This is a genomic window from Corynebacterium sp. KPL2861 (genome assembly GCF_040225475.1).
In the GTDB taxonomy this organism is placed as follows: Bacteria; Actinomycetota; Actinomycetes; order Mycobacteriales; family Mycobacteriaceae; genus Corynebacterium.
Window position 1 is genome coordinate 1 of record NZ_JBEHFW010000005.1, and the last position, 23060, is coordinate 23060.

25 protein-coding genes are annotated in these 23060 nt (G+C 57.7%); 9 read left to right on the forward strand and 16 right to left on the reverse strand.

Going from position 1 to position 23060, the window contains the following annotated elements:
* Positions 1-291: 291 nt before the first annotated feature.
* From ABRP84_RS04945 to ABRP84_RS04955, 3 genes are read right to left on the reverse strand one after another with little or no spacing between them, the layout of a single operon-like run.
* Positions 292-1272 (reverse strand): hypothetical protein, encoded by a 981-nt coding sequence (locus ABRP84_RS04945; protein ID WP_349852897.1) that lies wholly within the window; start codon positions 1270-1272, stop codon positions 292-294.
* Entirely contained in the window at positions 1269-2072 is an 804-nt protein-coding gene (locus ABRP84_RS04950; protein WP_349852898.1) for an ATP-binding cassette domain-containing protein, read from the reverse strand. Before ABRP84_RS04950 ends, ABRP84_RS04945 begins: the two co-directional genes overlap by 4 nt.
* A complete protein-coding gene (locus ABRP84_RS04955) occupies positions 2069-2443 on the reverse strand; it encodes a GntR family transcriptional regulator (RefSeq protein ID WP_035108334.1) in 375 nt (124 codons plus the stop codon). The genes ABRP84_RS04950 and ABRP84_RS04955 overlap by 4 nt, the downstream gene beginning before the upstream one ends.
* Before the next feature lie 208 nt (positions 2444-2651).
* Here ABRP84_RS04955 and ABRP84_RS04960 point away from each other — a divergent pair, with 208 nt between their 5' ends.
* Entirely contained in the window at positions 2652-3827 is a 1176-nt protein-coding gene (locus tag ABRP84_RS04960) for an NYN domain-containing protein (RefSeq protein ID WP_349852899.1), read from the forward strand.
* Here the strand turns inward: ABRP84_RS04960 and ABRP84_RS04965 are convergent.
* Both ABRP84_RS04965 and trxA read right to left on the reverse strand, forming a co-directional pair.
* Positions 3824-4561 carry a PspA/IM30 family protein gene (locus ABRP84_RS04965; RefSeq protein ID WP_023024470.1) on the reverse strand — a complete coding sequence of 246 codons (738 nt, stop codon included), beginning with the start codon at positions 4559-4561 and terminating at the stop codon, positions 3824-3826. The two genes, ABRP84_RS04960 and ABRP84_RS04965, sit on opposite strands and share 4 nt — an antisense overlap.
* Before the next feature lie 91 nt (positions 4562-4652).
* Entirely contained in the window at positions 4653-5024 is a 372-nt protein-coding gene (trxA, locus tag ABRP84_RS04970) for a thioredoxin (RefSeq protein ID WP_023024472.1), read from the reverse strand.
* A gap of 119 nt (positions 5025-5143) precedes the next feature.
* Between trxA and ABRP84_RS04975 the strand changes: the two genes are divergently transcribed.
* The 4 genes from ABRP84_RS04975 to ABRP84_RS04990 are packed head-to-tail and all read left to right on the forward strand — an operon-like array spanning position 5144 to position 9347.
* Positions 5144-5344: a heavy-metal-associated domain-containing protein gene (locus ABRP84_RS04975; protein WP_023024475.1), complete on the forward strand. Its 201-nt coding sequence runs from the start codon at positions 5144-5146 to the stop codon at positions 5342-5344.
* Positions 5345-5353: 9 nt separating this feature from the next.
* Positions 5354-7549 (forward strand): heavy metal translocating P-type ATPase, encoded by a 2196-nt coding sequence (locus ABRP84_RS04980; protein ID WP_349852900.1) that lies wholly within the window; start codon positions 5354-5356, stop codon positions 7547-7549.
* Between the two features lie 3 nt (positions 7550-7552).
* Positions 7553-8854 carry an MFS transporter gene (locus ABRP84_RS04985; RefSeq protein WP_349852901.1) on the forward strand — a complete coding sequence of 434 codons (1302 nt, stop codon included), beginning with the start codon at positions 7553-7555 and terminating at the stop codon, positions 8852-8854.
* Between the two features lie 28 nt (positions 8855-8882).
* Entirely contained in the window at positions 8883-9347 is a 465-nt protein-coding gene (locus tag ABRP84_RS04990) for a VanZ family protein (protein WP_284853914.1), read from the forward strand.
* A gap of 5 nt (positions 9348-9352) precedes the next feature.
* On the opposite strand, the gene dnaB is transcribed toward ABRP84_RS04990, so the two are convergent.
* The 8 genes from dnaB to ABRP84_RS05030 form a co-directional block, all read right to left on the reverse strand.
* Entirely contained in the window at positions 9353-10786 is a 1434-nt protein-coding gene (gene dnaB / locus ABRP84_RS04995) for a replicative DNA helicase (protein ID WP_349852902.1), read from the reverse strand.
* Between the two features lie 461 nt (positions 10787-11247).
* Positions 11248-11700: a 50S ribosomal protein L9 gene (gene rplI, locus ABRP84_RS05000; RefSeq protein WP_023024485.1), complete on the reverse strand. Its 453-nt coding sequence runs from the start codon at positions 11698-11700 to the stop codon at positions 11248-11250.
* Between the two features lie 48 nt (positions 11701-11748).
* Entirely contained in the window at positions 11749-12300 is a 552-nt protein-coding gene (locus ABRP84_RS05005; RefSeq protein ID WP_005275799.1) for a single-stranded DNA-binding protein, read from the reverse strand.
* Between the two features lie 49 nt (positions 12301-12349).
* Positions 12350-12640: a 30S ribosomal protein S6 gene (gene rpsF / locus ABRP84_RS05010; protein ID WP_023016353.1), complete on the reverse strand. Its 291-nt coding sequence runs from the start codon at positions 12638-12640 to the stop codon at positions 12350-12352.
* A gap of 122 nt (positions 12641-12762) precedes the next feature.
* A complete protein-coding gene (locus tag ABRP84_RS05015) occupies positions 12763-12951 on the reverse strand; it encodes a hypothetical protein (protein WP_349852903.1) in 189 nt (62 codons plus the stop codon).
* Complete coding sequence (locus ABRP84_RS05020; RefSeq protein WP_349852904.1) at positions 12948-14339, reverse strand: glycosyltransferase family 87 protein; 1392 nt, start codon at positions 14337-14339, stop codon at positions 12948-12950. The genes ABRP84_RS05015 and ABRP84_RS05020 overlap by 4 nt, the downstream gene beginning before the upstream one ends.
* Positions 14340-14355: 16 nt before the next feature.
* Complete coding sequence (locus tag ABRP84_RS05025) at positions 14356-16632, reverse strand: transglycosylase domain-containing protein (RefSeq protein ID WP_349852905.1); 2277 nt, start codon at positions 16630-16632, stop codon at positions 14356-14358.
* 75 nt (positions 16633-16707) lie between these two features.
* The gene (locus ABRP84_RS05030; protein WP_349852906.1) at positions 16708-17082 is read right to left on the reverse strand and encodes a DUF5318 family protein; all 375 of its coding nucleotides are present in this window, start codon (positions 17080-17082) and stop codon (positions 16708-16710) included.
* Between the two features lie 116 nt (positions 17083-17198).
* On the opposite strand from ABRP84_RS05030, the gene ABRP84_RS05035 reads away from it, so the two are divergent.
* The 4 genes from ABRP84_RS05035 to ABRP84_RS05050 all read left to right on the forward strand — a co-directional run bounded on the left by ABRP84_RS05035 (position 17199) and on the right by ABRP84_RS05050 (position 20383).
* On the forward strand, positions 17199-18287 hold the full coding sequence (locus ABRP84_RS05035; RefSeq protein ID WP_023016356.1) for an inositol-3-phosphate synthase: 1089 nt from the start codon (positions 17199-17201) through the stop codon (positions 18285-18287).
* Between the two features lie 54 nt (positions 18288-18341).
* Positions 18342-18836, forward strand: a complete 495-nt coding sequence (locus ABRP84_RS05040; RefSeq protein WP_023024497.1) for a MarR family winged helix-turn-helix transcriptional regulator — start codon at positions 18342-18344, stop codon at positions 18834-18836.
* 94 nt (positions 18837-18930) lie between these two features.
* Positions 18931-19902 carry a universal stress protein gene (locus ABRP84_RS05045; RefSeq protein ID WP_349852907.1) on the forward strand — a complete coding sequence of 324 codons (972 nt, stop codon included), beginning with the start codon at positions 18931-18933 and terminating at the stop codon, positions 19900-19902.
* Positions 19903-19912: 10 nt separating this feature from the next.
* Positions 19913-20383 carry a hypothetical protein gene (locus tag ABRP84_RS05050; protein WP_349852908.1) on the forward strand — a complete coding sequence of 157 codons (471 nt, stop codon included), beginning with the start codon at positions 19913-19915 and terminating at the stop codon, positions 20381-20383.
* A gap of 434 nt (positions 20384-20817) precedes the next feature.
* Here ABRP84_RS05050 and ABRP84_RS05055 read toward each other — a convergent pair whose 3' ends face one another.
* From ABRP84_RS05055 to trhO, 3 genes are all read right to left on the reverse strand, one after another.
* Positions 20818-21180 carry a hypothetical protein gene (locus ABRP84_RS05055; RefSeq protein WP_349852909.1) on the reverse strand — a complete coding sequence of 121 codons (363 nt, stop codon included), beginning with the start codon at positions 21178-21180 and terminating at the stop codon, positions 20818-20820.
* 21 nt (positions 21181-21201) lie between these two features.
* Entirely contained in the window at positions 21202-21516 is a 315-nt protein-coding gene (locus ABRP84_RS05060; protein WP_349852910.1) for a phospholipase A2, read from the reverse strand.
* A gap of 578 nt (positions 21517-22094) precedes the next feature.
* Complete coding sequence (trhO, locus tag ABRP84_RS05065) at positions 22095-23036, reverse strand: oxygen-dependent tRNA uridine(34) hydroxylase TrhO (RefSeq protein WP_349852911.1); 942 nt, start codon at positions 23034-23036, stop codon at positions 22095-22097.
* Positions 23037-23060: the final 24 nt, after the last annotated feature.

Below are 23060 nucleotides of genomic sequence, written 5' to 3' on the forward strand. Positions count from 1 at the left end.
GGCCAACAGACCAATCAACACACAACCATGCACACAAAAATAAAAAATAAGTACATTGGCACACTATTGAGTTCTCAGACATCATCACCACACAACAGCTACATACTCAAAAGCATGGAACTCGTTGCGAGTAAAAAATTGTTTTTGTCAGGGCCTGTTTTCCTATCGCCGCTTCAGCCAGAGACAATGTCTTGTCTCTGTGGGGCGCTGTCGGTCGCGCTGACCCGTATTAAGTTACACACCGCTTTAAATTTTCACAAACTCGCTGGTCAGCACGGATTTCGGACACTTTTATTTCATGCCAAGCCAGCCCGCAAGGCCTTCCTCCCACAGGCTGCTTATGCGGCGTGCATATATCGGCAGGGTTACGGCCCATATGGCGTAGATGCCAAGGCTTATAAACATCCCCACCGCGGCCGAGACATAGCCTTGGACAAAAAGCCATACCAGTGCTCCGATACCGAGGAGGTACGCGACAAAGACTCCAAGGGTCCTCTTCTCTAGGAACTCGAGGTACGTAAGCCCAGGTACGGTGACGGCCGCGATTGCGGTGATGCCGGCGGCGACCTCGATTGTGTTCTCCCAGAAGGAAAGGGCCAAGCCCACGGCGGCGCAACCAAGGATGGGGATGAGCCCGGTCATTGCGGTCATGGAAGCCCAGCGCCGACGCGTGCCGCCGAGCGTGACGTAATCCCTGAGCGTATCGCGCAACATGCCCATGGGCTGGCTGCTAAAGAAGGCGAAGAGTACCCAAGCAATGAGAGCGATGAATTCCATCGGCCCCCACAGCGTACTCATTAGCGAAAGCACAACGTTGATGGCTAAAAATACGACGACCAGCAGCCACATGCGGACCTGGCGGCGGTATACAGCCTGCGCGTCGAGCGTCGGCGGGAAACGCCCAAGCTTGGATGCAATTCCCAAAGGGGTCGTCGAGTACCCCGTCCTGGTTGGGGTTGGTTTGCGCCACAGTGCCCATGCCAATGCCGCCGCATAAACGGCCAACGCCCACCAGCCCTGCCGTGCAGCCGCTCCTGCCATGGCTACAACAGCAAAAACCGTGACGATAATCCGGCGGTGTTCATTCCATATCTGTGAGCTCAGGCCAAGTACTTGGTACTTATCAAAACTGGGTTGATACGTCAGGATGGGCACAAGGGGCAAGAGCAAGGTGATAGTTCCCCACTTTTCGCCAAAAAGTACGGGGTAAAGCGCGATGAAGAATAGGACGGTTACCCAGGCCCATTCCGTTGTATGCCATAAGAGTTTCATGACTGCTCCTCCAATGCTCGGACAGCCTTTTCAAGTGATACCTCTGTTACCCGGAGGTGATGTTCGTTGGCATAGCGGAAGACGGCATCGGGGGAGGTAGTGCGGGCATCGACAAGCACCTGGTCTCCCAGGCTGGTAGAGGCGCGCTCCAATACAGGCAAGTCCAGTGCGGAAATGGCCGCGGAGATCGCTTCTTCGGGCCCGCTGATTTCCAGGAAAGAATCGACAAATTCATCTACGGGGCCGCTAATGGGGTGCTCCCCCATGAGCGAAATGGTGTCCAGTAAGCCCTCTATCTCGTTGAGGTGATGGGTGGATACCACGATGGTGCGACCGTGTTCTTCCCGGAGGACCTGGTAAAAGAGTTCGCGCCGCGGCAGGTCGAGGCCCAGATAAGGCTCGTCCAAAAGCATTATTTCGCAGCCAGAGGCAACGGCGAAAACAAATCCCAACGCCGATTTCTGCCCGCGGGAGAGCGCGGAATACGCCTTATTTGGGATGTCAAAGCGCGCGATGAGGTCGTCGTATCGCTCCGCATTCCAGTTGGGCCATCGGGCCTGGCCGACGGCGCCGAGTTTCTTGCTACCCCACGAATCCGGCAGCGGATTGTCGATGCCCATGAGAATCACCCGGTTGAGCACGGATTGGTTATCAAAGGGCTGGCGGTCAAAGACCGTGATGCGGCCGGATTGAATTTGGCCGGCGATTTTTCGCAATAAAGTGGTCTTACCAATTCCGTTGCGGCCGACCAAGCCATGGGTGAGACCTGCAGAAAAGGTGAAATCGCGGGTAGTAATCATGAGTACATTCCTCTGCTTTCTGCAACCCGATCGAAAAGGTCATGGAGCTGGGCCCGGTTGTAGCCCAAGCGAACTGCTTCATCGACAAGCGGGGCCATATACTCCGCGGCAAAGTCGCCTCGCCTGCGCTCACGGATGGCACGCGAAGCACCCTCGGCCACAAACATGCCGATGCCCCGGCGCTTTTCCAGCACCCCCAAATCCACCAAGAGGGTGATCCCCTTCCGCGCGGTTGCGGGGTTGATGTTGTGGAAATCCGCCAACTCATTAGTGGAAGGTGCCTTATCGCCCTCCGCCAGAGTGCCGTCCACAATGGTGTCTTCCACCAAGGACGCAATCTGCCGAAAGAGCGGCTGCGTGGAGTTATCCATCATCACCTTCGGCTCGTTAGTTACTTAGTTAGTTGTGTAACTAACCATATAACACACTTGCCGACGCCGCAATGGTCACCGAATTCTTTTCATTTGCGGCCAATATGCTGGGAATTAGCGAATTGTGATCGACGTTTCGGGGTGAATAAGGCACACTGGAGGTAACAAAGAATTTTATTTAGAACAATTAGAACGGAACTTAGGAGCCATGCTTGAACGCACACTTGTCTTTGTCGATACCTCATACCTGCTCGCGAGCTTTTATAACTCCTGGGAAACGGGGGCTCGCGCGCAGCTAGAAATCGATCTGCCCGAGGTAGTCAGCACCATGGGCGGGATGATCGAGGAGCAATTAGGCAACCCGATTCAGCGCCAATACTGGTACGACGGAATCCCGGATACCGGTCCGCACCGCTACCAACGCGCCCTACGCACCTGCGAGGGCGTGCAATTGCGCACGGGGCAACTCATCGAATGGGGCGAGCGGCGCACCCAAAAGGGCGTCGACACCCGGCTTGTGGCCGATATGGTCATGGCCGCTGTGAAGAACCAGTTCACCGACTTCGTGCTGGTCAGCGGCGATGCTGACATGATCCCCGGCGCGCAGACCGCCGTGGACAATGGTATTCGCGTGCACCTGTACGGCTTTGGCTGGGACTCGATGTCCGCAGCGCTGCGCCATACGTGTGATTCCACCACCATCTTGGATCCGCGCGAGGACTTCGCGGATTCCATGGAGCTACAGGTCCTCGAAGGCCCGCTTCCCCCGGTGGTGCGCGATACGGCGCAGAAGGCAGAGGGAGCAGAAGAGGAGCTTCCAGGCGCCGAGCACTGCGACGAGTGCGAGGAGCCCTCCGAGGTGGAAACCGCATTCGGCACCCCAGAAAAGCCCACGCCGGCACCTACCCCAAAGCCTGCGCCACCTCAAAGCGCACAGCAGGCCGCAACGCCAGCCCCGGAAGATCAGGAAAAGCCCTCTGCAGAAGCGGAGAAGGGCCCTACCGAAGAGGCCGAGGCTACCGATCAGGCAACGCCAAAGCCTGCGCCGAAACCGTCAATGATGGCACCGCGGCGCAAGCTGCGCTCGAAGTACGTCCCGCTGCCAGAAGAGGTCTGGAGCTCTGCCGGGTTCCAGTCCCCATTCGATGTGGGCCAGCAGTACGCATCGTGGTGGTTTGATAATGCCGCCAACTCAGAGCAGCGCGACCAAGCCCACTTACTGTCTGGCGGCGGATTACCACCGGAAATCGACCGCCCGCTGCTGCAGTTCGCCTGCGAAACCCTGCATGAATACACGCTGACGGAGACCCAGCGCGTGAACTTGCGCGATGGGTTCCACTCAGGGATTCGCGGCGTGCTAATTAATATCCGCCGCGAGAATTAATCGCCGGATTCGATTTCCTTCTTCTTGGCCATATCGGCGCGCAGCGCATCTAGCCGCGCGCTGGCCTTCATGTCGTTGCCGGCCGCTTGAATCTCGCTCATGCGGTCGCCACCGGTTGCCTGCTGTAACTCTTGTGCGCCAAGGGCATCGGCATAGCGCTTTTCAATCTTGGAGCGGACGGAATCCAGGCTCGGCACGGAATCATCGGGCTTGAGCTCGTTCATGGAATCGAGTGCTTCCGCGTTCTTTTCCTGCATTGCAGCCTGATCCGCCTGCGCTTCCAGCTGGTTCACCTGCGCCAGCTGCTCCTTAAGGCGGGCCTCGGATTGTTTTTGCTGGTTCTTGGCTTGTTCAGCCGCCTGCTCCGCAGCCGCGTACTGCTGCTTGACGTCTTCTAATTCCTGCTCCACCGCGACGAGCTGGGAGGCCACTACCTCAGCAGCTTGGTTGTACTCATTCGCCTTCTGTGGGTCCTCAGCGGAATCCGCGAGCTCCAGGGCGCGCTCGGTCTGGGATTGGTAATCCTGCTGGGACTTCACTAGGCGGTTCATCTGCATTTCCAACTGAGACTTGTGCCCGATAATCTCTGCCGCATGATCCGAGATTTCCTGGTGCTGTTCCTTGGCGGCCTTGACCGCCTGCTGGATTTGGACCTTTGGATCGGCGTTCTCATCAATCTTTTGATCGAGAGAACTCATCACGTACTTCCAGCCCTTGCTGAAGGGGTTAGCCATCACTATCTCCTTTGGTCATAAAAAAGACGCTTTCTAGCGAGTTTAGCGATACTCACCAGAAAGCGCCGTGGAAGCTCTGAAAATTCAGATTCTATGCCTGCTGTGCGTTCTGCTCTTCAACCTGGCGGCGAACGTCTGCCATATCAAGGTCCTTAACCTGCTTGAGCAGATCCTCCAACGCTGCGGGCGGCAGTGCGCCGGCCTCGCGGAATACGAGGATCCCATCACGGAAGATCATCAGGGTAGGAATGGACTGAATCTGCAGCGCGGAAGCAAGGCCCTGGTTTGCCTCGGTGTCCAGCTTGGCAAAGGTAGCATCGGTGTGCTCCTCGGAAGCCTTCTCGTAGACAGGGGCAAAGCGCTTACATGGGCCGCACCAGTCCGCCCAGGCATCGACAAGCGTAATGCCTTCGCCGGTTACGGTCTGTTCAAAGTTCTCTTCAGTGACATCAATAGTAGCCATACTCGTTGTAACTCCTTTACGTTGTGGTTTATTCCCCACCGTACCTAAATTTCTTCCTTGCCAGATACCCCTAGGGGGTATAACATAGAAGCATAAGCAATCGAGAAAGGATGATTATCATGGCAACGAAGAACTACACCGTAGAAGGAATGAGCTGCGGACACTGCGAAATGTCCATCCGCGAAGAGGTAGGCGAAATCGCCGGTGTTGAGGAAGTTTCTGCGGACCACACCACTGGCGCCGTGTCTGTCTCCGGTAGCGATTTCACCGATGAACAAGTAGCAGCTGCCGTAGCCGAAGCCGGATACACCCTTAAGTAGGCGAATACTATGTCACACGTTGATCTCGGGGTCTCGGGCATGACCTGCACGTCCTGCTCTTCCCGGGTAGAACGCAAGCTCAACAAGGTAGACGGCGTGGAGGCGAGCGTTAACTTTGCCACCGAATCCGCCTCTATTGAGTTCGATCCAGAAACGTCCACGGCCGCGGATCTGATCAAAGTCGTGGAAGGTGCAGGATACAGCGCCTTCGATATGTCTGGCAGTGATGACGCCGACCAGGGCGGGGACGCAGACGCAGAAGGCACGCCGGTTGATGATGCCCGCGCTGCAGAACAGCAGAGCCTGCTGCGGCGCACCATCATCTCCGCGGTATTGTCTGCGCCCATCATGTTCGTCTCCATGGTGCCTGCCCTGCAGTTCCAGAACTGGCAGTGGGCCTGCGCCATGCTGGCCACCATCGTCTTCATCTTTGGTGGCGCCCCCTTCCACTCCGCGACGTGGACCAACCTGAAGCACGGCTCGTTCACCATGGATACCTTGATTTCCATGGGTACCTCGGCCGCCTACCTATGGTCCCTGTACGCACTCTTCTTTGGCAACGCCGGCGAGCCCGGTATGACCATGAGCATGTCGTGGTCCTCCAGCTCCGCCGACATGGACCATATCTACTTTGAATCTGTGGGAATGGTCATTACCTTCCTGCTCCTCGGCCGCTGGTTCGAGGTCAAGGCCAAGGGGCAGTCTTCTGAGGCGCTGCGCACCCTTTTATCCATGGGCGCGAAGGAAGCCTCCGTGCTGCGCGATGGCAAGGAATCGCGCATCCCCATCTCTCAATTGCAGGTGGGCGATGTCTTCGTCGTGCGGCCAGGCGAAAAGATTGCCACCGACGGTGAGGTCGTCTCCGGCAATTCTGCCGTGGATGCCTCCATGATCACCGGTGAGTCCGTCCCGGAAGAAGTGGGCGTGGGCGATACCGTTACCGGCGCCACCATTAACGCTTCCGGCAAGTTGGAGGTCAAGGCCACCCAGGTGGGCGAGGACACGGTTCTTTCCCAAATGGCCACCTTGGTTACCAACGCACAGGCCTCCAAGGCTCCCGTGCAGCGCCTGGTGGACCGCATCGCGCAGGTCTTCGTGCCGGTAGTCATCGGCATTTCCGTCTTTACGCTGCTGGTACACCTCATCTTTGGCGGCGTGGCACCGGCGTTTATCGCCGCTGTCTCCGTGCTGATCATCGCCTGCCCCTGCGCGCTGGGTCTTGCCACCCCGACCGCCATCTTGGTCGGCACGGGGCGCGGTGCCCAGCTGGGCCTGCTCATTAAGGGCCCGGAGATCCTCGAGTCCACCAAACAGGTCGATACCATCGTCATGGATAAGACCGGCACGGTTACCGCCGGGGAAATGTCCGTTACGGCCGTGCATGGCGATGTCCTCGAGTACGCCGCCGCCGTCGAGCACAACTCAGAGCACCCCATCGCCCAAGCGATTGCCCGTGAGCGCGACGTGGAACCCGGTGCCGATTTTTCCACCAGCACCGCTGGTGTGGAAGCGACGGTGGATGGGGTCCGCGTGGGCGTCGGCAAGCCGCGTGGAGACCTAGGCCAGTACGCTGAGGCCTTCCGCGAGGCCGAGGCAGCTGGTGCCACCCCGGTGGCGGTGTACCTCGACGATAAACTCGCTGGCCTCATTGAGGTCCGCGACACCGTCAAGCCCACCTCCGCTAAGGCCGTTGAGCAAATGAAGGAGCTGGGGCTGACCCCACACCTGCTGACCGGCGATAACGAGGGCGCTGCGAAGCGCGTGGCCGAGGAAGTTGGCATTACCGAGGTTACGGCCGGCGTGATTCCGGAGGAAAAGGTCGACGTCATCAAGAAGCTGCAGTCCGAAGGACACAATGTGGCGATGGTTGGTGACGGCGTCAACGATGCCGCGGCCTTGGCCCAAGCGGACCTTGGCTTGGCGATGGGCGCCGGTACCGACGTTGCCATCGAGGCCTCCGATATCACCTTGATGAATGGGGACCTGCGGTCCGCCGCCGATGCCATTCGCCTATCCCGCCGCACGCTGCAGATCATTAAGGGCAACCTGTTCTGGGCCTTTGCCTATAATATTATTCTCATCCCCGTGGCGGCCTTTGGCCTGCTCAACCCGCTATTTGCCGGCCTTGCAATGGCATTTAGCTCCGTATTCGTCGTCTCCAATTCCCTGCGTCTCCGGAAATTTTCTAGCCAGCGCTATGATTAGCGCATGCTCAGCCGCAATGAACGATTAGACCGGCTCCCGGTCACCAGCAAACACAAGCGCCTACTCCTAGGCTCCGGACTAGGGTGGGCGCTCGATGCTATGGATGTGGGGCTCATTTCCTTCATCATGGCCGCCTTGGCCGTGCATTGGGACTTGAGCAGCACCCAAACCTCTTGGCTCGCCTCCGCTGGCTTCCTCGGCATGGCGCTGGGCGCCACATTCGGCGGTCTCCTTGCGGATAAATACGGCCGCCGCCACGTCTTCTCCCTCACCCTCATGGTCTATGGCCTGGCCACCGGTGCCTCCGCCCTGGCCAGCGGGCTGGCCATACTTATTGTCTTCCGCTTCATCGTCGGGCTCGGCTTGGGCGCGGAGCTGCCGGTCGCCTCCACGCTCATCTCCGAATTCTCACCGCGCCGCATACGCGGACGCATGGTGGTCCTCCTCGAGGCCTTCTGGGCGCTCGGCTGGATCCTCGCCGCGCTCATCGGCACGTTCATCGTGGGTGCCGGCGAACACGGCTGGCGCTGGGGCTTTGCCGTGGGCCTCATCCCCGCCGCTTATTCGGTCTACGTGCGCCTAGGCTTGCCGGAATCGGTGCGCTTCCTCGAATCCAAGGGCCGCCACGAAGAGGCCGAAGAGATTGTGACCTCCTTCGAGGAGGCCGCCGCGGGCCAGCCGCTTGACGATGTCCACCCGGAACCCACCGCTTCCACCGAGACCTCCATTTGGGGCCCGAGATTGCGCCGCCGCACGGCGGCGCTGTGGACCATTTGGTTTTGCGTCAATTTCTCCTATTACGGCGCCTTCATCTGGATTCCGTCCCTGCTGGTTGCCGATGGTTTCTCGCTCGTAAAATCCTTCAGCTTCACCCTCATCATTACCTTGGCGCAGCTGCCGGGCTACGCCACCGCCGCCTGGCTCATCGAGGTCTGGGGCCGGCGAATCACCCTCGCCGTGTTCTTGGTCGGCTCCGCCGTCTCCGCCGGGCTCTATGGCACCGCAAGCTCCGAGGTATTCATCATCATCGTCGGGTGCCTTTTGTCCTTCTTCAACCTCGGCGCCTGGGGTGCTCTGTACGCTATTGGTCCGGAGCTCTACCCCACCGCACTGCGCGGTCACGGTACGGGTGCTGCAGCGGGTTTTGGCCGCATCGCCTCCATCGTGGCACCGCTCGTTGTGCCGCCGTTGATCGCGGCGACCGGCGCTGGATTCCTTTTCGTGCTCTTTGCGGCCGCATTCGCCATCGCCGCCGTAGCGGCATTTACTCTGCCTGAGCTGAAAGGTGAGGCCCTTGCTCGATAAATTAGCCCTTAGCGCCTGGATTGGCGTCATGGTGGCGCTGACCACCCTGAAAGCTTTCTTCCAGATTGGTTACCTGTGGAAGCCCGAAAACCAGCGCGTCCGCGAGCTCCATTTAGTTCCCCTCGATGAATTTTCCGGCAATAGTTGGTTTGCGCCGCTTTTCGAATACGCCGGCAATACCGCCTTCTTCATCCCCTTCGGGCTTTTGATATTCACGCTGTGCCGTTCCGTGAAGGTATCGGCTGCCTGGGGATTCGCGCTGAGTTTAACCCTGGAGACGGCCCAATATGTTTTTGCCCTAGGCCGCACAGATATCGATGATCTGCTCTTTAATACCCTCGGCGCGCTCATCGGTGCAGCAATCGCCCACTGGGGCGGGCAACGCTTCTTCCCGGTATGGCGCTGGCTTTCCCTAGCCGCGGCCGCGGTCTTTATCGTGCTGGTAATTCTGGGTCCCCGATTAGGGGACCCAGCCGCCGTCGTGGACCTATAAGCCTTTTATCCGTGTGCCATGTTGACAAACTTGGAGTAGTGCAGCTGGTGGGCCACCTGCACCGTGTCAATAGGCCCGCCGCGGTGCTTGGCCAAGATAATATCCGCCTCACCGGCGCGCTCGTTATCGCGGTCTTGCGAGTCTGGGCGGTACAGCAGCATCACCATATCGGCGTCCTGCTCCAAGGAACCGGACTCACGCAGGTCAGCCAATTGTGGCTTTTTATCATTACGGGCTTCAGGTCCACGGTTCAGCTGCGAAATGGCAATCACCGGTACCTCAAGCTCCTTGGCCAATAGCTTGAGCTGGCGCGAGAACTCCGAGACCTCTTGCTGGCGCGACTCCACCTTCTTGCCCGAAGACATCAGCTGCAGATAGTCCAAAACAATGAGGTCGAGCCCATGCTGTTGCTTGAGCCGGCGGGCTTTGGAACGGATCTCCATCATCGTGAGGTTTGGGGAATCATCAATGAATAGCGGCGCATCTTGGATGCGGTTAAGCGTGTCATCAATCTTCGCCCAGTCTTCAGTGGAGACTCCACCGCTACGCATATCGGTGAGCTTGACCTCGGATTCCGCGGAGAGCAGGCGCATCACAATCTCTGAGGCTGACATTTCCAAGGAAAAGATGACTGAGGACTTGCCGTGCTGCAGCGAGCACGAGCGAATGAAGTCCATCGCTAGCGTGGACTTACCCACGCCGGGTCGCGCCGCAACGATGATCATCTGGCCTGCGTGCAAGCCATTGGTGAGCTTATCCAGGTCAATGAACCCTGTGGGTACGCCCAATTCAACGCCGCCCGCCTGCTGTAGCGCCGCCAATTCATCAATGGTGGGATCAATCAGATCCCCGAGCACGCGGTAGTCCTCAGCGGTCTTGCGCTGGGCGATGGCAAATACTTCCTGTTGGGCACGGTCGATCACCGATTCAATCTCGGCATCCTCCGTTCCAGAAAACCCCAGTTGCACCACACGCGTACCGGCATCCACGAGCCGGCGCAGGACGGCCTTTTCCGCCACGATTTCCGCGTAATAGCGGGCATTGGCCGCGGTGGGAACGGTAGCTAACAGCGTGTGCAAATAGGGCGCGCCGCCAACGCGCTCAAGGTTATTAAACCTATCCAACCGCGAGGAAAGGATGAGGGGGTCGATGTCTTGGCCCGCCGCGTAGAGGTCTAGCATTGCGCCATAAATTAAGGCGTGGGCCGGATAATAGAAGTCATCGGGTTCGAGCTCTTCAATAACCTCGATGACCGTATTGGGGCTGAGCAGCATAGCGCCCAATACGCCCTGCTCTGCTTCCCGGTCCGACGGCGGCTGGCGGTACTCCTCGTAGCGCTGCGGTTGGTCCTGTTGGTACCGCGGCCGGCGCGCTACGGCATTATCCGGCGCCGGTGGTTCCGGTGGAAGCTGTTCATCATCAAAGCTCGTGTTGGTCATATGTCCCCTTTGTGTCCGTGAAGCGACCTTGCGTAACGGTGTCCAAGTGTAGACGAGCCCCCGGACACTACCTGCCTGGGCATAACTCCGGCACTTATCCACAGGGACTTGTGGAATTACCAGCTAGGCCGATCGCTGCATTTTGTTTACCGAGGTCACAACTGTGGATAACTTGTCACCCTCCTGACCTGCAACGATAATAACTGCTGGTCAGGGCGGTTATTTACAAGTGTGAAAATTCCCACAGAGTAGCCGAAAATAGGGTATGACCAGCGGTAAAGTCGGGCAAAAATCTTAGTACCCGCGAAACCTGAATTCCACATTCATCCACAGATTTTCACAGTTATCCACAAGCCAGTTGGGTAGGCAAAAGGCCCCAGGAATTCTCCACCTCACATAGAGAATTCGTGGGGCCTTAAGCCGTGCTGTTGTCTTTGGGTCTGTGGACCGTCGAGCGCTGCTTAAGCAGCGACGACCGAGAAGTTCACCTTGCCGAGCACGTCAGCGTGCAGCTTCAGCTCGACCTGGTAGTTGCCGGTCTTCTTGACCAGGCCCTTGGGCATATCAACGATACGCTTATCCAAGTTAGGGCCACCGGCCTTGGAGACGGCCTTGACAATGTCTTCTGCGGTAACGGAACCGAAGAGCTTGCCGGAAGTGGAGGTCTTAACCTTGACCTCAACGTTCGTCAGCTGCTCAAGCTGGTTGCGGACCTCGCGTGCGTGGTCCAGGTCGCGAATTTCGCGAGCTTCCTGGGCGCGCTTGATGCCCTCAATCTGCTTCTCAGCGCCGCGGGAAGCCACGATGGCCAAGCCGCGGGGAAGCAGGTAGTTACGTCCGTAGCCGTCCTTAACCTCAACAATTTCGCCAGCGGCGCCGAGGTTCTCAACGGCAGCGGTGAGGATCAGCTTCATGATCCCTGCCTTTCAATTGAGTTAGTTGAATAGTTGCGGGTGACAGACTTAGAACGGGGGTTCAGAATCAGCGCCTCCGAAGCCGCCAGCTGGCGGTGCGGAGTTCCACGGATCCTCTGCAGGAGCCTGGTTCTGCTGCTGCGACTGCTGCTGTTGCTGGCCTCCAAAACCGCCTTGATTATTGTTATTCGAGCGCTGCTGCTGGCCGCCGCCATAGTTGCCGCCGCCCTCACGGGGATTGCGGTTTACCTGTGCGGTGGCGTAGCGGAGCGACGGACCGACCTCATCGACGTCGATCTCAAATACAGTGCGGTTTTCACCCTCGCGGGTCTGGAAGGAACGCTGCTTCAAGCGGCCGGTAACGATGATGCGCATGCCCTTGCTCAGGGTCTCGGCGACGTTCTCCGCCGCCTGGCGCCATACGTTGCAGGTCAGGAACATAGCTTCGCCGTCTTCCCACTGGTTCGTCTGCGAATTATAGCGACGAGGCGTGGAGGCGACGCGGAAGTTAGCTACCGCCGCACCCGCTGGGGTGAAGCGAAGCTCGGGGTCAGCAACTATGTTGCCCACCACCGTAATGTTGGTATCTCCCTGTGCCATGTCTTTACTCCTTATCGGTTACGTGGATTGTGTCTGATCCCAGTATCCGCTACTTGCTGTCGGTGCGCAGAACCTTGGTACGCAGGATGGTGTCGTTCAGGTTCAGGCGACGGTCGAGCTCGGAAACCGAAGGGTGCTCGCACTCCAGGTTAACGACGGCGTAAATGCCCTCTTCCTTCTTCTCGATGGGGTATGCAAGGCGACGCTTGCCCCATACATCGAGGTTCTCAACCTTGCCGCCGTCCTTGCGGACGATGTCGAGGTACTTATCTAGGGACGGGGTTACGGTGCGCTCATCCTGATTAGGATCCAGAATGATCATGACTTCGTAGTGACGCACGGACCTCATCACCTCCTATGGTCTAGTCGTTTTCGGCTGCATCACCTTTGCGGATGCAGCAGGAGGGTACGTTGCGTCAAGCAACCCCACCACAGTACCGCATATGACCGGCGAAAAGAAATCTATCCCGTCGTGGTGGCGGCAAAAAAGATAGCACACGTCGCAGGAATGATGGTGAGAAAAACAATGGCGAGGACGCCCAAGATGACGGGCCCGCGCCTATCTTCCCGGTTATGAAACAGCCAAAAGGCAGCCATGACGCAGATAAAGCCCAACAAGATCGACGCCATGCCAATTAAGGTCACAATCATTGAAATACTCCCGCCACTGGGTCGCGGCCCGTATGCGCAGCACGCACTTTATCTTCCGTGTTATTCCACATTTGCCGCAGAACAATCACCGCCATGGCGATAATGAATCCATCGCGCACGAGGATCGCCATGTCCAAAAGCTCGTGGGGAATGCCCTTATTATCAATGCCGAGCATGTGCCACATAAGTAGGGGCCATACGAGGGCATCGGCAAGCGCCCAGCCCAAAACCAACCGCCAACGCGGCACGGCCAAGGCCGCTGGGACCAGCAGCCAGAGCGAATACTGCGGGGACCATACCTTATTGACCAGCAGGAAGGCCGCAATGATGAGGAATACCAACTCTGCCACCCGCGGGGTAAGCGGGCTGCGCCAACCGGCTAAGGCAATACCGGCGCACAAGAGGAGGAATGCCACGAGGGAGAAGGTATTCAAAAAATTCTGGCTGAAAGAAATGCCCAAATTCCGGCTAATCAGGGCATAGAAGGTGGTCCATTCCGCGCCGCGCTCCTGGTTCAGGCGGAAAAATTCCGCCCAGGCGGATGGGTATTTCAGGGCGACGGGAAGGTTGACCACGAGCCAGGCAGCGGCCGATGCGACGGTCACCTTGGTAAAAGCGTCCCAGCGGCGATTGCGCCAAGCAAGGACGAAAAACGCGCCAAGCAGGAATACCGGCCATAATTTGAATGCGGTTCCAAGCCCGATGAGGATGCCGGCGAGCCAAGGGCGGTGGCGGCTAATGGCCAGTAGCGCGCCGACGGCAAAGGCGATGGCTGGTATATCCCAATTGCTAAAGGCGTGGACGATAATAAGCGGGCTGGCAGCTACCAGGATGGTGTCCCACGTGCGATTTCCCACCAAAAGGTAGACCATATAGATGACGCCGACCCAGATGCAGGCTATGACCATGGCGGTGAGCCCAAAGTACCAGCCAGCGGCGGGCACCCCGGCCCATTCCACGAGCCCATAGGTATGGCGCGCAATCCAGCCCATCAGGCCTTGGAACATGCCCGCCAATACCGGGTATTCCATGTAGCGGGTCAGGCCATCTTCCTGCCAGGAAAAGGCGTAGGGAAAGCCCGGTTGATCTAAACCGCGGCCTTCATAAAGCGGGACGATGTCGTTATAGCAAAAAGAGGTGTACTGCCGGTTAGCGGACCAATCCAGGTTAATGGTGCCGCCTTCGCCGCGGGTCCCACCAGCGCAATTCGCCTTGGATAAGAACCCACCGGCCAAGAAAATCCAGGCCACCGCGATCAATGCGCGCAGTGGGGTCCACCATTGTGCGCGGCTACCCCGGGCAAAGCGTCCCCTCGGCCCGCCCAGGAACTCGATGACGCCTCGCGCCATCGGTTCGTCTGCGGCGGACAAGCGCTGGTCTTGGCTCACGCGTACCGCTCCTTGCTTAGCCTAAGAGGTCAGCCAGACCGCCTTCGCGGTCAAGGATGTCATCTAAAGACGGAGCTTCGGGTGGGGCTGGCTCGTTATTGCCGCCGCCATTTCCCCTATTGCCCTCGTTTCCCCTATTGCCGCCGTTTCCGTTATTGCCGCCTTGGGTCTCCGGCTGCTGCGACGGGGCATCGCGACCCGCATCCGGGCTTTCCGCAGGAGCTGGGCTGGCCTCTTCTTCAGGGGCGCCATTTTGCGCTGGACCAGTGTAGTTCTGGGTACTTTGCCCGCCGGCGCCACCGCCTGGGTTATAGGCCGGAGCGCCACCGCCGGCAGAAACCGTGCCGAAGCGGACGGGGTAAGCCGAGGGGAATTGCTGGAATTCCTGGTCCGCCAAGGAGTTATCCAACACGGACTTCCAGATCTTCGTCGGTGCGCCAGCACCGTACATGATGCCGCCATACTGGTCGAAGATAGCCGAGGTGTTATCCGCCGTACCGACCCACACGGAGGTGGCAAGCTGCGGGGTAGCACCTACCATCCACGCATCCTTGTTAGTTCCCGAATCACCCAGCTGGGTCGTACCGGTCTTGGATGCCGAAGCGCGTCCGCCCGCCAGAGAGCCGTTGGACCATGCCGCCACCGGACCCATGGCCTCGAGAACGTTATTGGCCACATTGGAAGAAACGCGGCGCTCGCCCTCATCGTCTGGGTGCTCATACAGAACTTCCCCGGCGGCATTTTCTACGCGCTGCACAAAGTGCGGGTTGTGCCAGACACCCTGGTTCGCAAGGGTGGACATCGCGGTTGCCATGTCCAGCGGACGGGACTGGTACTGGCCCAAGACCACGCCTTCGAAAGGCTGCTTGCCCTTTTCAGTCAGCGTCTCTTCGATACCCGGAAGCGAGCGGGCAACGCCCAAAGCGTGGGCCATATCCGCGGTGTCTTGGGTACCGTTTTTCAGATCGCTCTGCAGACGCAAGTAGGAAGTGTTCAGGGACTGCTTGGTGGCCTCGCGCAGGTCGCACACGCCGCAGCCGCCGCCTACGTTGGTGACCAGATCGGAACCCGGCAGCTGGTACGGCGCCGAGGAGTAGTTGGTATCCAAGCTAATGCCCTGCTGCAGTGCAGCGGCAAGCGCCATGATCTTGAAGGTCGAGCCGGTCTGCAGCGGGGCGTTGGCGTAGTCCCAACCGTTGGAATCATGCCCGCCGAAGTAACCGCGCACCGCACCCGTCTTCGGGTCAATGGTTACAGAGGCCGCGCGCGCATCCTCTTGCAGCGGCGCCAACTGGTCATCGACTGCCTGCACTGTATTGTTTTGCACGTTCATATCGATGGTGGTGGTAATGCGCAGGCCACCGGTAGAGACCTGGTTTTCCGAAATTCCCACCTCTTCAAGCTCGCGGATGACCTGGTCCTTAATGTGACCATTAGCGCCCGGGGCTTCCGTATATGCCGAATACTCAGAGGGGTCGCCCGTCTCCGGGAAGACCATCCCATCGCGCTCTTCCTTGCTGAGATCGCCCATGTCCACGAGGCCATCAAGCACGTAGTTCCACCGGTTTTCGGAACCTTCCTGGTTCACGCGCGGGTCCAGACCAGACGGCGACTGGATAAGGCCGGCGAGCATAGCACCTTCCTCTGGAGTGAGGTCCTTGGCGTCCTTATCAAAGTAGGCATTGGATGCAGCCTGGATGCCATAGGCATTGCGGCCGAAGTAGACCGTATTCAGGTAGGCGTTAAGGATGTCCTCTTTTTCCCACTCGTTGGTCATCTTGATGGAATAGATGAGCTCGCGCGCCTTGCGCACGTAGGAGTATTCGTTGCCCACCAGGGTGTTTTTCACGTACTGCTGGGTAATCGTGGAACCACCACCGGCGGTGTCATTGCCGGTGACCTTACCCAGTACCGCGCGGCCCAAACCGGTGAAGGAAAAGCCAGAGTTATCCCAGAAATCGCGGTCCTCGGCGGCGAGCACGGAGTCCTGCACAAAGTCGGGTACCTCATCCAAGGTCACGTGCGTGCGGTTGCCTTCCGGCGGCACCAAGCGCGCCAGCTGGGTGTCGTTATCGGAGGCATAGATGGTAGAGACCTGGTTATTGGCCAGCTCTTTGGGCTCCGGAACGGTGTATTGCGAATAGGCATACGCAAAAAGGCCTGCAGGCAGTGCCACAAAAACCAATAGGAGGGCCACAACGACCCACGGCCAGATGCGGCGCTTTTTGGGTTCTTCGCCTTCTTTACGGCGGTCCACCTTTGTGGACTCGCCAGTAGATTGCTTCTCGGTCACTGATTCGTGTCCTCATTCATCCCTGGTAACAAACTAAATAATTGCAGCTTACTGCCTAAGGCGGTGCGTCGAAAACTAACACGCGTTAAAAGCCGTTGCAGAACGCAACAAATGATTCCACCGGCAGTGTCGGCAGACCTCCACCTCATGCACGGTAAATTCCAGGCCTTCACCGACAAATTCCGCTATTTCTTTCTCGCTGCGGGCGCTCCCGGCGCGCCGGCCTAGGCTCTCGCCGTACACCCACCGGGTCAGGCGCAGGTCCTCCCCGCAGACCGGGCAGGGCTTATCCATGGTGCGGCCGTGGTGCTCGGCGGCGGCCCGGAGGAGGAAGTCCGCATCGCACACCTCATCGCGCCCCAAGTGCCCGGCGCGGTATTCGCGGACGTGTTGGGTGCGCTCCCATTCGTGGGAAAGCTCGTGCTTGAAGGCAATGGAATTCACCCGCATTATCTTTATTTCCTCTTCTTGATCGATCCATATGCCGTCGTGCTACCACCAGGCATAATTTCTGGCCTAACGTTGCGCAGGCACCACACAGCAACGAATTTATAAAGGAGCATAGTGTGTCTGACAAAGTAAAGGTCGCCATCGTCGGCGTCGGCAACTGCGCCACGTCCCTTATTCAGGGCGTGGAGTTTTATCGCAACGCCGCAGCAGAGGAAAATATTCCTGGCCTGATGCACACCCAGTTCGGGCCCTACCACGTCGGCGATATTGAGTTTGTCGCGGCCTTCGACGTCGATGGAGACAAGGTGGGCAAGGATCTTGCGGAGGCTACCCGCAGCTCCCGCAACTGCACCATCACCATCGCAGACGTTCCAGACCTCGGGGTCACCGTTCAGCGCGGCCCCACCATGGATGGCCTGGGGCGCTACTACCAGGAATCCATCACGGAATCGGACGAAGCTCCTGCCGATGTCGCAGCTGCCCTCCGCGAGGCCGGTGCCGAGGTTGTTGTTTCCTACCTGCCGGTGGGTTCCGAAGAGGCCGATAAGTTCTACGCCCAGGCCGCCATCGACGCTGGTTGTGCGTTTGTCAATGCCCTGCCGGTCTTTATCGCTTCCGACCCAGAGTGGGCCAAGAAGTTTGAGGATGCTGGCCTGCCCATCGTGGGCGATGACATCAAGTCCCAGGTTGGTGCCACCATTACCCACCGCGTTATGGCGAAGCTTTTTGAAGACCGCGGCGTGCGCTTGGACCGCACGATGCAGCTCAACGTGGGCGGCAACATGGACTTTAAGAACATGCTGGAGCGCGAGCGCCTGGAGTCTAAGAAGATTTCTAAGACCCAGTCCGTGACCTCCAACGTGCACAATTCCCCTATCGCTGGCAAGCGCGCAGACCGCAACGTCCACATCGGTCCCTCGGACTACGTGGAGTGGCTGGATGACCGCAAGTGGGCCTATGTCCGCTTGGAGGGTTCCGCATTCGGCGAGGTCCCACTGAACCTGGAGTACAAGCTCGAGGTCTGGGACTCCCCTAACTCCGCCGGCATTATTATCGATGCCGTCCGCGCCGCCAAGATCGCCTTGGACCGCAAGGTCGCCGGACCGGTACTTTCCGCTTCTTCCTACCTAATGAAGTCCCCTCCAGTACAGAAGGCTGACGATGTCGCGCGCAACGAGCTGGAAGATTTTATTAAGGGAAGCTAATTTTTTCGTCGCGATACTACCGCCAGGCGGTAGTGCACGATAGAATTTAGTTTTATGACGCAACACCATGATGAGACGGCCCCAACGAAGTCCCCGTCCGACTACGAGGACGCGGTAGAGGTAGCGCGGGACATCCAACCGGCGCTCAATAAGTTAATTCTTATTTTCCAGCGCACCGCAGAGGGTTCATCGCTGACTACCTCGCAGGTCTCCATCATGAACCAGTTGCGCTTGCGCGGGCCTTCCCGCGTATCCACCATTGCCCAGGCGGAGCTTATCCGCATGCCCACCGCATCCAACGCGCTCTACCAACTAGAGCGCCGTGGGTTCGTGGAACGCCACCGCGATGAGGAAGATCGCCGCGGCGTGCTGGTCGCGCTCACCCAGCTGGGCGAGTCCGAATTGTCCATAGTTTCCGGGCAACGCGCCGCGGCCCTTGCAGAGATTATGCGGTGGCTCGAGCCCGAGGACTTGGCCACCGCCCGCGAGATGGGTGCGGTCATTTCCAAGCTTGCGGATGTCTACCGCCCCACAATGGATAGCGAGTAGCGAGCTCACGGCTGCATGCAATTTTAGTTTTGCGGCCGCAACAGACGATAATGAGCCTTAGTACTCATTAAGCTTTCGCATACATATTCATTCTATGGGAAAAAAATCTAACCAACCGCTGCTGCCGACCCTGCATAAAGGCTCGGCCAAAGAACCGTTGCGCATCCTCATTTCTTGGAGTCCTTCCTCGTCCGGTACGGAACCCCTCGACTTCGCTGCATGGCTATCGCGCACCGCGGTGATAGAAGTACGCGTTATTTCCACGGTTTTCCAGCCTTGGACCACGACGTCTTTGTCCAAGCTGGGCGGGAAATACAAGAAGTGGTTTAAAGAACAGAAGCAGGCGTGCGCTTCTGCCACCGCTGCGGCCCTGACAGAGGCAGGTATCCCGGAAAAGTACTGGGATGATACGCCCTCCGTGCTTGTCGATGGCCCCTCCCGTCCCCAACTACTTACTGAGATGGCCCAGGATTTTCAGGCCGATATTATCCTGTTAGGCCCCAACCAGGCCGCGCCCAAGGGCCGCTTTTTCCCCGGCTCAACTGCGGATACCCTCCTGCACTACTCGCCGCAATCCTTAGGGCTTATCCCGCGCAAGGCCAAGTTATCGAAACACGGCGTGACCCGCTTTAATTTTGTCATTACGGAGCGCGGTGACCGTGCGGATAGGGAATTATTAGGCGCAGCCGCGCTGGCAGATCGCTGGGATTTGCCCCTGCGCATCTTGGCTTTCTCAGCGAATGAACTGCTGAATTCCCCGTCGAAGGATAAAAGCGATATTGCGCTCAAGCTCACTGCGGAGTGGCACGAGGATTCGTTGGCAATGCTCGACCGGGCTCGCGACCACATCCAAGATTTCTTCCCCGAGGTCGAGGTCTCCTCCGAGATCGGCTCTGGGGCCGGGTGGTCCGGTGCGGTTGATTCACTCAAGTGGAAAAAGGGCGATCTGATGTTGATGGCCTCTGCCCCACAAGGCCCCATCGCGCGAGTCTTTTTGGGTTCTACCGCAACCGAGTTGCTCCCTCATATTCGCGTACCGGTACTCATTCACCCCGCGACCGACTAGGCTTTGATTTATGAGCTCGCGCCCAGAGCACCCCGAAAACGACCTGACGACCGACGCCGATTATGCCAACCTGCGCCGGCCTGAGCCGCAAAGCTTCGATGATTTGGCAGACGAGCCCGATCCCGTCGAGGTAGCCGCCGCCAACCGGCGCTCTACCCGCCAAGCCATCTGGTACATGGTGTCCGTGCTGGTCATCTCCGTGCTGTACGGCTTCGGCGTCGCGCTCTTTTCGCGCCTTAGCGGCGGCCCTCTGTGCAAGGACGGCACCGCAAGCTGGCTGTGCACCGATTGCCAAAGAAACTTCTTTGCTATCTCCACCATGATCATCCCACTGCTGGGTTTGATTGGCTGCGCGATCATTATGGTGCGCAAGCTGCGCCGCTACCTTCGCTGGCGCAGCTGGATGGCGATCTTTTGGGTGGTGGCCTTCAATTTCATGATCTGGGCCATCAGCGATATCCAGCTGCTATTGGTGCGCTAGCCCCCGCACCTAACTGGCCAAGCTAGCTGGCAAGGCGCAGGGCCACTTCCTCACAATCCGGTCGCCCGCAGTGTTGGGTTTCCACATTTTGGATGCAGTCATCACAGATACGCAGTTTTCTCCAAACTCCGTCACGGCTTGGCCGTCTGCCAAAACTGTTCCCATTCTTTAGCTTCAGTACACCAACTATTTCTTTCTTTGGCGTATTTTGCTTTCTCACCATCATAAGTCGCAGTCTCAGCTGCTAACGGAACTAGCACTGTGGGTTGACCATTTCGGGTCGTAGCCGCTCACTCCCCAATACAGATCGGGCGACTTTTTGATCCACTGTCCTTTGTGAAGTACCTAACCACCCAACCGAGTACGCATAAGCGCGGCCCCGCCTATTTTGTTCTATGAGTAGACGAGGCCGATGCGTAAAGAACTCAAAAATTTTACGCTACTTGTTTTGAGTTACCTTTCAGGTCTCGAGCTAACAGGGTACAAAAGGTCGACATCACTAGTCCCGCACCGATTACCCAGATAAGAGCCGGCGAGAAAATTGTAGGTTGCCCGTCGCCTTTTGAACCAATTAACAGACCGACTGCAATGGCAATGACACCGATGATCAGTCCTACCAACTGTACCTTCGCGGACTGTTTTGAAAGGGCTAACGTGATAATTGCGGAAACCACAGAAAGAACAATGACCACTGTACCAATCCAACTGATTCTGACTGGGGCCAAAAGGATGAGAGCCACCCCTAAAACAGCCGTCACCAATTCAGGCCAAACTGGACGGAGTTTTCCATTTGCCATAGTTACTCTCCTTCGCTTTCCCTATCCTGAAATCGTAGGGTTCCACTGGCTAGGATGCGCCGCAGTCACAGCAGCAAAATAAGTTGCCGCAGTCGCAAGACAGCCTCCTCTTCGAGGATCTGCTACGTTTGGATAGACACTCTTGCAAATATGAACCATGTCTTTATTTAGCTGGACATTGCAATCCACACGCTCACTGGGGTTCTGATGGGCACCGTAGCACATATCATGCTTTGCGCATGCGCCAGAAAAATCAGCATTATCGCCAGGAGCAGGGAACTGATCCGGAGACTTCGTACAATAGTCATTCAGACTTCCCTTTGAAGGGTCATACACATAACCCGGTGGGATTCAATTCCTGCTCGGTTGAACATTACAATGTGCTTATCGGCAAGAGCCTTTTGTGTCTCAGTAGAAACTGTTACAGGTTTCTCCTTAAATTCTGCGTCGAGATCAAGATTTTGCGAGGCTGCCCACCCATCCAGATTCTTCGCAATTTCGGGAGTCACTTCTTTTCCAACAGCACTATTGACCGCGTTTACCGTCTCATTAGTTTGTTCAGCTGCAATGGCGGACGGAACCGTAGCAGAAACCGCGCCTAGGGCAACGAGTGCAGCTGCGGCAACGCGCCCCCTTCATCTTAAAACTGAGCATAAAACCAAACTCCTCAAGTCGAATGTGAAAGCCTTCGCCCCGCCTGCTACCGATACGTTAAACCTTTCAAAGTAACGGTTAAAAGCTAAGGCACACAAAACGTAACACGCTTGGAAATGACTTGCAGTAGATAACAGAGCGGTAACACTCCACTAACATTTTAGTTAAAACTATGCCCATTCTAAGACTAGGAAAAACATCTTCTGTGCACTGCTTCTACGAATCTCGCGCCTGTTTCGACACCTTCTAACAATCCATAATCAAGACTTCGACTTTTGATCGACGAGATGCGCAGCTACCTCGGCGCAATCCGGTCGCCCGCAGTGTTGGGTTTCCACATTTTGGATGCAATCATCACAGATGAGCACCTGTTGGCGGCACGTGTCCTCATTAATGCAGTTGTGGAAGGTATTAGTTCCCTTGCCGCAGTGCACGCAGTGGCCTAATTGGATAAAGCCCGGGTCCTCTAGTCCTTGGCCAAATTCCTGGTGCATGCGCTTGTCAAAGACGTACATGGAGCCTTCCCACAGCCCATCATTGCCGTACTTTTCGCCGTAGCGCACGATGCCGCCATCGATTTGGTAGATCTCGTTGAAGCCGCGGTTCTTCATTAGAGAGGAAAGGACCTCGCACCGGATCCCGCCGGTGCAATAGGAGACGACAGGCTTGTCCTTCATCCAGTCATATTTGCCGGATTCCAGTTCCTCGATGAAGTCATGGGTGGTGCGCACATCCGGCACGACGGCATTTTTGAACTTGCCAATCTCGGCTTCCATGGCATTGCGGCCATCGAAGAAGACGACGTCATCTCCGCGCTCTTCTACCAGCTTGTTGACCTCTTCCGGCTTCAGGTGCGTGCCGCCGCCCACGACGCCGTTTTCATCCACCTTCAGCTCGCCCGGCGCGCCAAAGGCCACGATTTCATCGCGCACCTTGACCGATAGGCGCGGGAAATCCTCGGCTCCGCCATCGGACCACTTGAACTGCATGCGCTTAAAGCCCGGGTACTCACGGGTTTGGCGCACGTAGCGCTTGCAGGCATCCATGTCGCCGCCGACGGTGCCATTGATGCCGTGTTCCGAAATGAGGATGCGCCCCTTCAAGCCCAGGGACTCGCACAGGGTGCGCTGCCATAGCATGACGGCGGTGGGATCCTCGATGGGGGTAAAGCAGTAATACAGGAGAACTTTGCCGATAGTCACGCCCATAATCTTAGGCGCGCTACC

Coding starts and splice junctions, on each gene's coding strand:
- trxA (WP_023024472.1), bottom strand. CDS start 5,024: ATGGCTACTATTGATGTCACTGAAGAGAACTTTGAACAGACCGTAACC.
- dnaB (WP_349852902.1), bottom strand. CDS start 10,786: ATGACCAACACGAGCTTTGATGATGAACAGCTTCCACCGGAACCACCG.
- ABRP84_RS04945 (WP_349852897.1), bottom strand. CDS start 1,272: ATGAAACTCTTATGGCATACAACGGAATGGGCCTGGGTAACCGTCCTA.
- ABRP84_RS04955 (WP_035108334.1), bottom strand. CDS start 2,443: ATGGATAACTCCACGCAGCCGCTCTTTCGGCAGATTGCGTCCTTGGTG.
- ABRP84_RS04950 (WP_349852898.1), bottom strand. CDS start 2,072: ATGATTACTACCCGCGATTTCACCTTTTCTGCAGGTCTCACCCATGGC.
- ABRP84_RS05030 (WP_349852906.1), bottom strand. CDS start 17,082: ATGCGGGTGAATTCCATTGCCTTCAAGCACGAGCTTTCCCACGAATGG.
- ABRP84_RS04960 (WP_349852899.1), top strand. CDS start 2,652: ATGCTTGAACGCACACTTGTCTTTGTCGATACCTCATACCTGCTCGCG.
- ABRP84_RS05055 (WP_349852909.1), bottom strand. CDS start 21,180: ATGGCAAATGGAAAACTCCGTCCAGTTTGGCCTGAATTGGTGACGGCT.
- ABRP84_RS05045 (WP_349852907.1), top strand. CDS start 18,931: ATGGGAAAAAAATCTAACCAACCGCTGCTGCCGACCCTGCATAAAGGC.
- ABRP84_RS04980 (WP_349852900.1), top strand. CDS start 5,354: ATGTCACACGTTGATCTCGGGGTCTCGGGCATGACCTGCACGTCCTGC.
- ABRP84_RS04965 (WP_023024470.1), bottom strand. CDS start 4,561: ATGGCTAACCCCTTCAGCAAGGGCTGGAAGTACGTGATGAGTTCTCTC.
- ABRP84_RS04975 (WP_023024475.1), top strand. CDS start 5,144: ATGGCAACGAAGAACTACACCGTAGAAGGAATGAGCTGCGGACACTGC.
- ABRP84_RS04985 (WP_349852901.1), top strand. CDS start 7,553: ATGCTCAGCCGCAATGAACGATTAGACCGGCTCCCGGTCACCAGCAAA.
- ABRP84_RS05005 (WP_005275799.1), bottom strand. CDS start 12,300: ATGGCACAGGGAGATACCAACATTACGGTGGTGGGCAACATAGTTGCT.
- rplI (WP_023024485.1), bottom strand. CDS start 11,700: ATGAAGCTGATCCTCACCGCTGCCGTTGAGAACCTCGGCGCCGCTGGC.
- ABRP84_RS04990 (WP_284853914.1), top strand. CDS start 8,883: ATGGTGGCGCTGACCACCCTGAAAGCTTTCTTCCAGATTGGTTACCTG.
- ABRP84_RS05050 (WP_349852908.1), top strand. CDS start 19,913: ATGAGCTCGCGCCCAGAGCACCCCGAAAACGACCTGACGACCGACGCC.
- ABRP84_RS05040 (WP_023024497.1), top strand. CDS start 18,342: ATGACGCAACACCATGATGAGACGGCCCCAACGAAGTCCCCGTCCGAC.
- ABRP84_RS05015 (WP_349852903.1), bottom strand. CDS start 12,951: ATGATTGTGACCTTAATTGGCATGGCGTCGATCTTGTTGGGCTTTATC.